The sequence below is a fragment of the Enterobacter cloacae complex sp. 394I7 genome, assembly GCF_057320345.1.
In genome coordinates this window covers 1-12,186 of record NZ_JBXWCR010000010.1, presented here as the reverse complement: position 1 = coordinate 12,186, position 12,186 = coordinate 1, and the positions used below count along the sequence as shown (strand labels likewise).

The 12,186-nt window shown below is 49.1% G+C and carries 13 protein-coding genes, 4 pseudogenes and 1 other annotated feature; of the genes and pseudogenes, 8 read left to right on the top strand and 9 right to left on the bottom strand.

Features of this window, described 5'->3' with window-relative positions; all coding sequences use genetic code 11:
- Nucleotides 1-8: 8 nt before the first annotated feature.
- Complete coding sequence (locus tag AC2FAP_RS21540) at nucleotides 9-614, top strand: DUF3540 domain-containing protein (protein WP_172687040.1); 606 nt, start codon at nucleotides 9-11, stop codon at nucleotides 612-614.
- A gap of 9 nt (nucleotides 615-623) precedes the next feature.
- Complete coding sequence (locus tag AC2FAP_RS21535; RefSeq protein WP_172687041.1) at nucleotides 624-1,016, top strand: DUF4150 domain-containing protein; 393 nt, start codon at nucleotides 624-626, stop codon at nucleotides 1,014-1,016.
- A 163-nt stretch (nucleotides 1,017-1,179) separates the two neighbouring features.
- On the opposite strand, the pseudogene AC2FAP_RS21530 reads toward AC2FAP_RS21535, so the two are convergent.
- Nucleotides 1,180-1,407: pseudogene (locus tag AC2FAP_RS21530) on the bottom strand (Tn3 family transposase); the annotation flags it as partial.
- A 51-nt stretch (nucleotides 1,408-1,458) separates the two neighbouring features.
- Here AC2FAP_RS21530 and AC2FAP_RS21525 point away from each other — a divergent pair.
- Nucleotides 1,459-2,672 (top strand): annotated as a pseudogene (locus AC2FAP_RS21525) (IS3 family transposase).
- Nucleotides 1,740-1,856: a sequence feature (AL1L pseudoknot), on the top strand. (Overlaps the previous pseudogene by 117 nt.)
- On the opposite strand, the gene AC2FAP_RS21520 reads toward AC2FAP_RS21525, so the two are convergent.
- Both AC2FAP_RS21520 and AC2FAP_RS21515 read right to left on the bottom strand, forming a co-directional pair.
- Nucleotides 2,636-3,193 carry a hypothetical protein gene (locus AC2FAP_RS21520; RefSeq protein WP_172687042.1) on the bottom strand — a complete coding sequence of 186 codons (558 nt, stop codon included), beginning with the start codon at nucleotides 3,191-3,193 and terminating at the stop codon, nucleotides 2,636-2,638. The pseudogene AC2FAP_RS21525 and the gene AC2FAP_RS21520 sit on opposite strands and share 37 nt — an antisense overlap.
- Nucleotides 3,183-3,986 carry a hypothetical protein gene (locus AC2FAP_RS21515; protein ID WP_172687043.1) on the bottom strand — a complete coding sequence of 268 codons (804 nt, stop codon included), beginning with the start codon at nucleotides 3,984-3,986 and terminating at the stop codon, nucleotides 3,183-3,185. The genes AC2FAP_RS21520 and AC2FAP_RS21515 overlap by 11 nt, the downstream gene beginning before the upstream one ends.
- Before the next feature lie 202 nt (nucleotides 3,987-4,188).
- Between AC2FAP_RS21515 and AC2FAP_RS21510 the strand changes: the two genes are divergently transcribed.
- From AC2FAP_RS21510 to AC2FAP_RS21500, 3 genes and pseudogenes are all read left to right on the top strand, one after another.
- Nucleotides 4,189-4,434: a hypothetical protein gene (locus tag AC2FAP_RS21510; RefSeq protein WP_331394638.1), complete on the top strand. Its 246-nt coding sequence runs from the start codon at nucleotides 4,189-4,191 to the stop codon at nucleotides 4,432-4,434.
- Nucleotides 4,431-5,009: pseudogene (locus tag AC2FAP_RS21505) on the top strand (hypothetical protein); the annotation flags it as partial. The gene AC2FAP_RS21510 and the pseudogene AC2FAP_RS21505, both read left to right, overlap by 4 nt.
- 593 nt (nucleotides 5,010-5,602) lie before the next feature.
- Nucleotides 5,603-5,707, top strand: a pseudogene (locus tag AC2FAP_RS21500) (integrase core domain-containing protein); the annotation flags it as partial.
- A gap of 1,127 nt (nucleotides 5,708-6,834) precedes the next feature.
- On the opposite strand, the gene AC2FAP_RS21495 reads toward AC2FAP_RS21500, so the two are convergent.
- The 4 genes from AC2FAP_RS21495 to AC2FAP_RS21480 form a co-directional block, all read right to left on the bottom strand.
- On the bottom strand, nucleotides 6,835-7,314 hold the full coding sequence (locus AC2FAP_RS21495) for an oligosaccharide flippase family protein (RefSeq protein WP_237363382.1): 480 nt from the start codon (nucleotides 7,312-7,314) through the stop codon (nucleotides 6,835-6,837).
- Complete coding sequence (locus AC2FAP_RS21490; RefSeq protein WP_172687045.1) at nucleotides 7,253-8,062, bottom strand: oligosaccharide flippase family protein; 810 nt, start codon at nucleotides 8,060-8,062, stop codon at nucleotides 7,253-7,255. The genes AC2FAP_RS21495 and AC2FAP_RS21490 overlap by 62 nt, the downstream gene beginning before the upstream one ends.
- Nucleotides 8,063-8,263: 201 nt before the next feature.
- Nucleotides 8,264-8,548 (bottom strand): hypothetical protein, encoded by a 285-nt coding sequence (locus AC2FAP_RS21485; protein WP_172686927.1) that lies wholly within the window; start codon nucleotides 8,546-8,548, stop codon nucleotides 8,264-8,266.
- Nucleotides 8,549-8,636: 88 nt separating this feature from the next.
- A complete protein-coding gene (locus tag AC2FAP_RS21480; protein ID WP_172686928.1) occupies nucleotides 8,637-8,984 on the bottom strand; it encodes a glycosyltransferase family 2 protein in 348 nt (115 codons plus the stop codon).
- On the opposite strand from AC2FAP_RS21480, the gene AC2FAP_RS21475 reads away from it, so the two are divergent.
- Nucleotides 8,983-9,288: a type II toxin-antitoxin system YafO family toxin gene (locus AC2FAP_RS21475; RefSeq protein ID WP_172687046.1), complete on the top strand. Its 306-nt coding sequence runs from the start codon at nucleotides 8,983-8,985 to the stop codon at nucleotides 9,286-9,288. The genes AC2FAP_RS21480 and AC2FAP_RS21475 overlap by 2 nt on opposite strands.
- Before the next feature lie 60 nt (nucleotides 9,289-9,348).
- On the opposite strand, the gene AC2FAP_RS21470 is transcribed toward AC2FAP_RS21475, so the two are convergent.
- Complete coding sequence (locus AC2FAP_RS21470; protein ID WP_172686929.1) at nucleotides 9,349-9,675, bottom strand: DMT family transporter; 327 nt, start codon at nucleotides 9,673-9,675, stop codon at nucleotides 9,349-9,351.
- A 62-nt stretch (nucleotides 9,676-9,737) separates the two neighbouring features.
- The gene (locus tag AC2FAP_RS21465; RefSeq protein WP_172686930.1) at nucleotides 9,738-10,742 is read right to left on the bottom strand and encodes an SLAC1 anion channel family protein; all 1,005 of its coding nucleotides are present in this window, start codon (nucleotides 10,740-10,742) and stop codon (nucleotides 9,738-9,740) included.
- A 115-nt stretch (nucleotides 10,743-10,857) separates the two neighbouring features.
- Between AC2FAP_RS21465 and AC2FAP_RS21460 the strand changes: the two genes are divergently transcribed.
- Nucleotides 10,858-11,814, top strand: coding sequence for a GlxA family transcriptional regulator (locus AC2FAP_RS21460; RefSeq protein ID WP_172686931.1), 957 nt, complete (start codon nucleotides 10,858-10,860; stop codon nucleotides 11,812-11,814).
- Nucleotides 11,815-12,186: the final 372 nt, after the last annotated feature.

The window sequence follows — 12,186 nt, the reverse complement described above, 5'->3', positions numbered from 1 at the left end:
GAGAAATTATGAACAATATCAATCACAAACTGGCGCAGGCGGTAATGCTGCCGGTGCAGGCTTCCGGCAGCATTACCCACGTTTTTGCCGATGGAAGCCTGAACGTTGAGAGTGAAGGGCGCGGCTGGCACTGTCAGCGTGCGGTAAGCTGCGTGATTGCCCCACAGGTGGGCGATCGGGTGTTAATCAACCACGTCGATAACCAGATCTGGCTGCTGGCGGTGCTGGAGCGGGTCAATCCGCAGGCGGCGGAGCTGAGCGTGCCCGGCGACCTGCATATTCGCAGCAGCGGTGAGCTGAGCCTGAGCAGCGCTGCGCTGCGTGTTACGGCTGACGAGGGCGACTGCCATGTCAGCACGATGAACTACAGCGGTGACAAGCTCTCCGCGTGGGTCAGCCTGTCGCGCATCGTCGGCAAACGCGCCGAGTCCGTCTGGCAGACGGTAAGCCAGATCAGCCACAACCTGCTGCGCACTACGCGCAACACCGAGCAGGTGCGCGCCGGGCAGCTGGATATGAAGGCCGAGGACTATGCGCGCCTGCATGCGCACAACACTGTGATCACCTCGAAGGCGATCACTAAAGTCGATTCTGAACAGATCCATATGGGCTGAGGAGCTTCTATGTTTGCTAACTGCCAGCTGTCTGGCGTTGACCTAGCTTTTCCCGACGTCTGCCTGACGCCGATGCCGGTGCCGACGCCGGTTCCTTATCCGGATATCGCGCTGGGGCCGACGGCAATACCTAATGCGCTAAATATTCTGTTTATGGGAATGCCCGCGCACAACATGGCAACGGTGACGCCGCTGACGAATGGTGATAACCCCGGCGTGGCGACCGGCGTCGCTTCCGGCACGGTAATGGGGCCGTCGCGCCATCTGACCGGGGCCTTTACCGTGCTGCTTAAGGGCACCCCGGCCACGCGGCTTACCAGCGTTACCCTGCAAAACTCCACCAATGCTATTGGCATGCGTATTGTGCCCAGCCAGTTCAAGGTGCTGATGCTTGCGCCTTAATTTGCTCCACATCTATTTAAACAACTGTTCGATTTTGCGTGACTAAGATGTGGAGTTAAATTAGGTTACGGCCATGATACGTGCGTTGAACAAAATGATGCTAATCGAGATGTCAGATAGTGTGCGAATTGTCTGAGAACTCAGTGATGCGAGGCGCTTTTTATCTAAATGTGCTTGGAATGACAACACCGTAGAACCCGGTGTACTGATCTGAAATGAAGTTGTACCAGGTGATGCCACGTCCTTAGCCAAAATTTTTGTTCGGTCCGGCGTTGAGCCTTTCCACCGGCGTGACAAAGCGCATTCCATCAGCTGAAGCCACCTCACCACCGCCCCTGTGGCCGGCAAGCTTCAGTGTCGACGGAAAATCAACCAGCCGGGCATTGGAACTGAACCGCCCCGGGAATCCTGGAGACTAAACTCCTTGAGAGAGGTAAACAGGATGACTAAAAATACTCGCTTTTCCCCTGAGATTCGTCAGCGGGCCGTTCGTATGGTTATTGAAAGCCAGAATGACTATGACTCGCAGTGGGCGGCCATCAGTTCCATCGCCCCTAAAATCGGCTGTACGCCCGAGACCCTGCGTATCTGGCTGCGTCAGTATGAACGTGATGCCGGTGGCGGTGATGGTGGCCTCACCACCACTGAGCGTCAGCGTCTGAAAGAGCTGGAGCGGGAGAACCGCGAGCTACGGCGCAGCAATGATATCCTGCGACAGGCCTCAGCTTATTTTGCGAAGGCGGAGTTCGACCGCCTCTGGAAAAAATAGCCCTCCTGGTGGATACCCTGAGCGATGAATACGGGGTCGGACCGGTATGCCATGAGCTGGATATCGCCCCGTCTTCATACTACCGCCACCGTGAATATCAGCTGCATCCTGACAGACGCAGCCATCGCGACCAGCGTGATGAACAACTGAAGCAGGAGATACAGCGCGTGTACGACGAAAACCACAGCGTCTATGGTGTTCGCAAGGTCTGGCGCCAGCTGCTGCGGGAGGGCTTCAGCGTGGCCCGATGCACCATCGCGCGACTGATGAAAAACATGGGGCTTGCCGGGGTGCGCCGGGGCAAAAAGGTCCGGACCACCGTCAGCCGGAAAGAAGCTGCGGCAGGCGACCGGGTCAACCGTCAGTTCGTGGCAGAGCGTCCCAATCAGCTTTGGGTAGCAGACTTCACATACGTGAGTACCTGGCAGGGCTTCGCGTATGTGGCGTTCATCATCGACGTGTTCGCCGGAGCCATCGTGGGCTGGCGGGTGTCGTCATCGATGGAAACCACGTTCGTGCTGGATGCGCTGGAGCAGGCGCTGTGGGCCCGCCGGCCATCAGGCACCATCCATCACAGCGACAAAGGTTCACAGTACGTGTCGCTGGCATAGACACAGCGGTTGCAGGAGGCGGAGCTTCTGGCTTCAACGGGAAGTACGGGTGACTCTTATGATAACGCGATGGCCGAAAGCATCAACGGCCTGTACAAAGCGGAGGTGATACACAGACAAAGCTGGAAAAGCCGTGCAGAGGTTGAGCTGGCGACGCTGGCGTGGGTGGACTGGTACAACAATCGCCGGTTGCTGGAAAGGCTGGGGCATATCCCACCGGCAGAAGCCGAACAGGCATATTATGCTTCCATCGGGAATAAGGATCTGGCAGCCTGAGTTCCCAACCAAAATACTCTCCCGGAAAACCGGGGCAGTTCACAGCGATGTTCGAACCGGGCCACCACAGCACCGTTGATTTCCAGCATCTGATGCCAGATGGTGGTCACCGAACCGGTCAGGGGATCTTCACTGTCCGTCTGCCACGATGAACTGAACAGCAGACCATCAGGATCTCTTCGCAGATGGAAGTTAACGAAGATACTGTTCCTGACGAGCAGGGAATAGTATCCTTCATAGCCCCACACCTGGTAGACAACACAGCCGTTGATTCTGACCGGCATCAGGCCGTCGCGGAGTGACGTCAGGTCCACCGTGATCCCCAGCTCTGCATGCCTGTCAATGTGGTGGGTCAGTTCACGCAGCTCGCTCCCCAGGCGGGTACCGAAGAAAATAAGCGTAAAGCCGTCCTTGTCGGCGGTCATCTCCCTGACATGCTGCAGCAGTTCGTCCACGTTGCGAACGTTTTCGGTCCGCTGCGGCGGCAGATGGCTCAGGATGCGGTAAACGTCATGAAGCATGATAATTTTTGACTTCCTGGAGCGCTTTCAACTCGCCGTATACATTGCTGTTAATGCCCCGGGCAATGATAATTTTTGGCATGGTTCCGCAAACTGACCTGGCCTCCCATGCTGTATCCCTGTTTTCAACGCTGCTGAAGGAAAAACGGGAAAGCAGGGCATCCTGAGCAAGCATGTCAGGCAGCCCGTGACTGAGAGTCAGATCGGTCTTTCTGAGGCGTTCTGTATCGACTTCAGCATGAATAAGTTCATCCCGCATACTCTGACTGAACGCCAGAATATAGGCATCAAGCGTTGTATTGAAAGCCGTTATCTTCGCCTTGAAATCTTTCTCTGGCATTAAATACCCGTCAGAGGGGGCATCTTCACGACGTTTCATTCCCTGTAGCCGACTGATAATTTGCTGCTTTGTATAATACGTGAAGATATTCTCATCCAGCGCATCCTGTACACGCCTGCTGACAGTAAGAGGCCCAGCGGAAAGATAAAAAACAATATCTGCGTAACTGCCGTAAATATTCCTGATATCTTCATAGGTGCCCATATAAATAACACCGGAAATGGTTTCGGTATCACTGAATGATGAAAATGTTCTTATGAGTCCGGTCAGCATTTCGTACCAGCCGTCTTCACTCCCGTTACTTCGGTGTTCCAGCCTGATGATGCTGTCAATAATATCAGTGACTGACTTGAACGAAAACGTCAGGCGACCGTGTGCGCCAGTGGGATAGACAAGGTCTGAATTCAGAAGTCGCCTGACAACCTCTTTCAGGGGCACATTCCTTTTCTGCATCTTTTCGGATCTGCATGGGAGAAAACCCGTAAAGTATATGATTATTTAACAAAACCAATAAAATCATATCTAATATGATAGTTATCATTAGCCATAAAATCATACCTGATATGATGTTTACTTAATTCGTTAAAAAACATTCTAAGTATCATTTTTACTTAACCTGACATTATCAGATGGTGCGTGCAGAATGGACGAAGAAATGATGTTTTCATTCAGCTATGAGCTGCTGACGCAGGAAGCAGAGGAAGAAATCAGGAAATGCGACCTTCGCCAGGATGGCCCCTACTACGTCCAGGAGCTGAACAGGGCGCCAGACATTCTCCGGTTCTGGTTTATCCTAGCGATGGGCGGGTACCCGCGAGTACCGGACATGGAGCGCATTGATGATGTTGACAGGCAGCGCCTTGAGGGGCTGATCCATGCACTCAGGGAGACAAGGGCGTGACAGATACAAAAAGCCGCCGCCCGTCACCGCTGCAGTGCCGGGTGCTGATTGTGCTGGCCGCCCTCGGTGCGAAACGTCCGGGACCGGTGGCCACTCGGGATATTGAGCGGGTACTGGAGCAGGGCGGGGACGCCCCGGTGTACGGACCGAACCTCCGTTCCTCCTGCCGTCGCATGCAGGCCGCGGGCTGGCTGCGCACCCTGCGCGCCCCGAACATGCAGCTGGCCGTTGAGCTGACGGACGCCGGCCGTGCGCTGGCCGCCCCGCTTCTGGCTGACGAACAGGCGCGCGTTCTGGCGGAGCAGCGTGCGACGGCGGTCCTGGTTCTGCCCCTGGTCCCGCACAGCTAGGCCGGTGAGGCTGACGACCGGCCGGTGGAGCTGGACGATCGCTGGCACATGGCATGCAGGGGCGACTACGTTATCCGTCATGACGGCACCACCTGCCTGCAGCTGTGGAACACGGCCGGGCAGCTGACGCGCCTGGCGGGCGATCCCCTGCAGGTCGCCGCCTGGCTGCAGGCCTGCCACGATGCGGGGATAGCGGTCCGGGTGCAGATCAATGAGAGCGCCGCGCCGGAGGCGCTGGGGGTCACCGGGCTGACTGAGGATATTCGCCTGGCCGTGGTCAGTCCTGAAGCGTCCCTGCGGGCGCTGCCGGCACCGGCGCGCCTGCTGCACGTTCTGCGCGACGCGGCCCCGCTCACGGCGGCCACATACGAGGAATATACGGAGGCCACGCTGGCCGACCTGCTCACCCGCGCGGGGTTCACGGGCGACCAGGCGCAGGCGCAGGAGCTGCAGTGGCACCGCATCCGCTGGCCGCAGATGAGTCAGGAAGAAGCTGACCGGCGCGAGCTGAACAGCCTGCTGGATGAACTGGAACAGCGACAGCTGTACTGCAACCGCGGGCAACTGACGGAGATTGTGTTTTCACCGGTCCGCAAACCTTGCGAGCACTGGACCGAACGTCTGCAGTGGCTCCTGATGACGGACGGATTCGGGTTCAGCAGTCCGCTGTCCCGTGACGCGGGCGCCCGGGCGCTGGCGATCCTGTCTGGCTACACGGGGCGGGAGGTGGCCGAGCATCTGGCCACGGTGACTGTCTGGAACGACAACAGCCGGCACCGCGCTGGTGACGAATAATGTGCGGGAATTTGAGCGGGTGCCAGAATGGATTTATTGAAAGCATTAACGGATGCTTTCGCGATGAATGTCTGAATGAACAGTGGTTCGGCGACGTCAGTCATGCTAGGAAAATCATTAATGACTGGGCGTATGTCAGCCCCAAGTGATGCGGTCTTTTCTGATGAACACGATGAAGGAAGGGCTTACAGGGGCTGGCTGTAAAGGCTGGCAAAGGCCATTAAATGTGAATTAAACAGGACGAACTGCCAGAACAATGTGTTGCATATTTTGATGCGCCGGGCGGAAGCCAAGACGTTGGAGTGTTCTTAAGGAAAGCTCTCCATGCGGATCGCCCCAGATAGTATCACCAGCCTGTTCCAGGGCATCTATTTAGCCAACAACATCGTATTTTCCTGATAGTCCATCACTTAGGTTTTTTTACCTGCGGTATTCTTTTCCACTTTTAAACATTTATTTGTTTTTATTTGAATATTAATAATTCCATCAGCACGCTAAGCTTATATCGTGTGGTGAATCCTTACAGTGCGGAAGGGTGAACCAGTAAACTGCTATCTGCAGGTATGCTGGCGATTTCTATGCTGGTGAGAAATCACCGGGAGCCACCCGGCACCACACGCTCCAGTATCTAAATAATACGTACATCGTGTTTTAAGATGCAATGATGTTAAATCCTAGATTAGCCATAAGCATCATATTTGTCTGATGGCCCCGGCCAGGTGCTTTATTAGCATGGAATGCTCATTTATTAAAATAATTCCATTGTTTTAATGGGGTGTAAAGCGGTAACGAATGTGCGATAAAAGGGGGGCAATATGTATCAATCATTATTGACATTAATTATTATCGTTATTATTTACGTTCTGTTTGAAATTCTCTTTACGTCTCTGACTGAAGTTGGAAAAATTATCATGTTCAATGGTGAGAAATTCCACAGAAGGTACAGGAAAATAAAAGAGATAGTGAATCGCCAAAAATTAGGTTTCCATTATCATCAAAAATTTTGATTTATTCAACAAGGCCTCAGTAAATTGTAGTTATAGACATTAACGCACCCTGCTTTTAATCCGAGTTATTAATTTTTTTATTTCTTTATAGTTCAAAGAAGCATAAAACACCAAATAGCATATCACACCAAAAAAAACACTTATTACGAATCTCAATTCAAGATCACTAAAAAAACAAAAAGAGCTCATTATTTTTATTGAGGAAAACATAAAGATTGCAGGTAAGACAGACCTAACCACTAGATCAATTAACTCAATATACTTAAACACCAGAATTTTTTTAGCAAAAAAAACACTGGTAAAAAATTTATTAAGTTTGCAAAAAAGTAAAGACATACCAATGTCTTTATATCGAAAAATACCCCCACACTAAAACTTACCAAAGAAAGTAACGCACCAATACAACCGAGTGAAAACAGCCACTTGGTTTTGGCATATGCCACAAATACAGTGCCGGTGGTGCTTAAAGCAGACTGTATAATTGCTGTGGGCGCTAACCACACCAATAAATCACCAACTAAAAACCATTTGGTGTCTAAAAATATTTCCGTAAAATCAGTTGATGTCGCAGCTAACCCGAGCATCATTGGAGCGCTTAGTGATAATATCACTTTAAGCGCTTTCAAATAATGATCTTTATTTTTATTTTGGCTCTCTATACCTTTACTAAAGTGCGGTAAAAAAACCCGCGAAGTAACAAGCGTCAAACTCTGCAAAGGGAATAACATAATACGATATGCAATAGAATAGGCACCAAGTGTAGTTACTGAAAAAAAAACGTCCGATTAATATTGAATCCAGGTTCCTGGTAAAATAATTAACTAAGTTAAACGATAACAAGTACCCACTAAAGTTAACGATGCCTTTCTTATCGATTTGATTAATTATTGTTTTCTTTATGGATAGATTTAAGTCTGAAGTTTTTAAAAAGGCTAAAGTAGCTATAGATATAGATGTTAGCGTTTGAATAACTAAGCTATATAAGCCAAAATCAAGATTAGCTAAAAAAATAGCCACAATTATTGCAGCAAAGCTTGCTAAAATTTCAATTTTAACCACAGCTTTAAATGCCATTTGCTTTTCGAGTTTTGCTTTATGCACTATGCTTATACTAGAGATTGGAAAACTTAGCGCAAGCAAAAAAAGTATAGGATACAAATCCACATGATTAAAGTAAAATACAATTAGTGGCGACATGATGATAACCACAAGCATAACCAAAAACCCTGTGGTTAGATTAATCTTATAAATATAATTATAAAACTCCTGTGATGGGTTTTCCCTTTGAATAACGGCTGACCCCGTCCCCAGATCGTTAAAGACATTAGCTAGATTCATCACTACAGATGCCATGGCCAACAAGCCATATTCAGAAGGTGGGATGAGATGTGTTAAATAAAATAATGCAACTAATTGCGTAAATATTTTTACGGATTGCCCCAATGTGACCCATATAAAGCCATTAACAATAGACATTATTTTCCATACCCCCTTTTATTTTTAAGTAAAAACTAAATAGCCCTGGTAAGTTACAGGCTAGTCTTCTCTTGAAGGATAACCCTGGCAGACGTTTGTAGTTATTTAATTTTAATTTAAATTCACGGTTAGTTAAGTCTTTTGACGTAAAGAGTAACGAGCCAATTAACCCTGCTATAAACTTGTCATAGGGTGCGTTATTTATTTTTTTATTTCTTTGTATTCTAATAAGCGTTCAATAGCGACCACATAACCAATAGCATGTTTGATGGACTTTTCTGATGTCATAACTGAACCATATCTAACGCGTCTAAGAAAGAGCTCCTTATCTAATACATAACAAGATGAAGCTGGATTACTTAAAATTAATTTAATATAAAACGGGTTATCTTCATGATATATATTAGGAATAAATCTGAGGCTATCTAAAGCCTCCCTTTTAAAAATATAACAACATGGCGAAACAATAGCACCACCATTTGCCATTTCACTTTCAAATAAAGTTAGCGAATTAATCTCCCCATAAATTATTCTTTTATATTCATGCCAGCTTTTCTGTTCTAGAGATTTAGTTTCAAAAAAACCTTCGCATTAAAAAAACGATTTCATACAGCTCACGCCGCAATATTTCATCTAATGCATTCAGGCTATTTTCAGCAATTTTATCATCGCTATCTACAAACCAAACATATTCACCTGATGCTATATCAAGAGCCGAATTTCTAGCAACTGATTGCCCTTGGTTAATTTGATCGAGAATTTTTATCCTGGGATCATTAAAAGATTTTAAGATTTCTAGACTACTATCTGTGGAACCATCATTTACACAAATCAATTCATAGTTTTGAAAGCTTTGATGAAGTACAGACTGAATACAGTCCTCTAGATACAATTCAACATTATAGTTACAGGCAGAGTTCATTACGTATAAATCAACTGGTGCACCGTCAAATATTCTTGGAAGGGACGCCCCTTTTGATTTCCCGCCATTCGCTGTCGATGCTAACGTCCAGCATATTCACGTTAACCTGCATTTCCAGCTCACCTTGAGTGCCAGACAAGAGAATTACAATCGTACCTCAGATCACTATCTCATTTACACAGAACACATGTGGGATAGCGGACGCTTTCTGCTTATGGGGCTGATAACACCAGCTCATGAACGTATGCCAGCGAGACATACCCGGTTACTCAGCTACTTTGCTGAAGTTGCAGAAGATTTTTAGGCATCATAACCCTCAAAATCACATCTGATACCCGACGAAAGAACGAAAAATTTGCGCTGTTTAAGCTGCCCAGCGTAATCCTGCGACGCTCAGCAGGATCATGCCGATCCAGACAAGTTTCCAGAACGATACAGCATCACCCATCCAAAACATTCCAACGATGGCTGTGCCGGCAGCGCCGATACCAGTCCAGACCGCATAGGCGGTTCCTACGGGTAGCACTCGCAACGCTATCGTCAACAAGCACAAACTGCCCGCCAACGTTACGAGCGTACCCAGCAGTAGCCATGGACGTTCAAGACCGTTTGCAGATTTCAACCCGACTGCAAATAAAATCTCCAGAAATCCGGCACAGATCAGCAGTAACCAGGATATGTTATAAGTCATTCGATGGAACCTTTGTGATGAGGAAAATAGTCTGTTGGGGATCGCTAAAGCGAGGTAAATGGTCAGTCGGCCAGCAGTTTTCCGCTGAACAAGCTGGTCACGGTTTTCACCAACAACACGGTCACTGCCATGGTGAGAAACAGCAGAATTAGAGCAGCGATTACCATTAGCACAGTGTTGTCATTTGCATGCGCATATTTAAGCGCAGCATTACTCAGGGCAGCAATCGGAAAGCTGATTGCCCACCATGAAGGGGAAAAAGGCACATCGAGACGGAACACTTTGAAGCTCAACACTACGAACAGAAACAGGCCGAAGTAGAACAATATGCTGGCAAACCGGTCTATCTCGCCGAATAAATTGGTGTATGCAAGAAAACCGACTTCAAACGGTGCTATCAGAACCATCAGCGAAGGAATCATGCCTTTGACCAACACTGTTTTATGCACCAGACGTGAAAAAATCCGGGTGAAAAAAACCAGTGCCAGTACCGCACCAACTGCAAGGGCAAACAGTTTGAACTCAGTAGCCCAGACCATTGGCATGTGCTCACCGGTAACCGCAATGTCGAGAGTGGCAACACCCGGAATAAGCCAAGCAGGAACTGCATTCAATGGATCCTGATTGCCCAACAACAGACGGTAAACCAAGAGACCTGCGAGCAATACCGTCAGTGCGCTACCCAGTATCCAGAGTACCTGTCCAAGCAATTTGCTGTGGGGGGCTGCGACTGACGAAAGCAGTAAGAGCGCAATAGTGACGGTGCCAAAAAAGTTGCTCGCAATCGGATGGTTGAACTCGGCCTTTACCGCTCCGGGGTGTTTTGCCCATTTGATAAGGTAACCCAGGAATAGCAGCGCAAATACCATCCCGGCCAGCGCAGCAATCGCTTCACCTAACAAGCCGCCGACGCCGTAATAGTGACCACTTAGGCGCCATGCCAGCGACAGACCGGCAAGGCCCATGACTGAGCCGAACAGATTAACAGGCAGGTTTTTGATGGACGCCTTGCTGGTTTGTTCCAGTTGAGAAGCTGCGACGGTGGGGGGATTGGTGAAAGTTTTCATGGTAGTCTCCAGTTTGACTGAATTTGCTGTTGAAGCTATTATCAGCCAAATAAATTTAGGCTGAAATAGTCATTATGCGACGTATTCAGACAATAATTCGACGAGGACAGACATCATGCGCATAACCTTCCTGGCATTCCCCCGTGTCCAGCTGTTGGACGTTGTCGGCCCTGCCGACGTCTTCGCCGAAGCAGCCAGACAATTGGCTAATCCAGCAGCCTATAGGGTCGAAGTGATCGGAACTTGTAAGGGAATGCTCAAAGGCTCAAACGGTTTAAAGATTGGCATCGACAAAACCTTCGAAACGTATAAAGGTAAGATAGACACCTTACTCGTGGCTGGCAGTCCACACATCGACGAAATTGCTCTTGATCCTGCACTGCAAGATTGGCTACGTCGGCAGGTGAAATCCGTACGTCGTATCGGGTCGGTCTGTAGCGGTGCTTTTCTTCTGGCCGCCGCTGGCCTGCTCGACGGACGACATGTCACCACTCACTGGAGCTCCAGCGCAAAACTCGCAAAGGAACACCCTCAAACTCACGTTCATCCGGACAGCATCTATATTAAGGATGGCAATATCTACACTTCAGCCGGAGTGACGGCGGGGATGGATCTTGCGTTGGCAATGGTCGAAGAAGACCATGGGAGAAAACTGGCGCTCAGCGTTGCCCGTGAAATGGTGATGTTCTTCAAACGGCCTGGTGGACAATCACAGTTCAGCGCACAATTGTGGGCACAAACCGCCGAGCGCAGTGTAATCAGAGAGGTGCAGGATTATGTTGTAGAGCACCTGAAGTCCGATTTGAGTGTACCCACGCTGGCCGCTCGCGCTGGTATGAGCGAGCGAAACTTTGCACGTATCTTTAAGACCGAAGTGGGTTTGACTCCGGCAGAATTTGTCGAACTGGCGCGCATCGATGCGGCCAGACGGGTAATTGAAGATACTGGCGTATCACTTAAACGCCTGGCCAATATAGTCGGTTATACAAATACGGATGGGTTCAGAAGGGCATTTATGCGGCGTATCGGAGTGAATCCACGTGATTATCGAAAGCGTTTTTCATCAGTGTGATGTTACTGCGGCAACGCAATAACAGCTTTCCGGTATATGACGGATTGAATTTAGCTGTAAATCTTGGTGTGCCCATACACTCCTCCCTGTATCACAAAGGTGGATTACTGGAACGTAGCGCCCTTTCAGGGCGATCGTCACCGCTTCGCGGTTTCGGTGGCGCATGTCTTAGCACCGCGTTACACTCTGCCGTATGTTAATTTTCTGAGTAAACCATTGGTATGCCCCGACGCTCGTGACCTTAGTATCCGAAGAGTTTTCTGGTCTCCCTTCCCCCGGATTGGGGCGGCCCCGAGAAACACCAGACAGTAGATGTATCTTAAAATAAGAGATAGGCTTAAACATATGTCTAATACTGGTTCTAATTTTGAG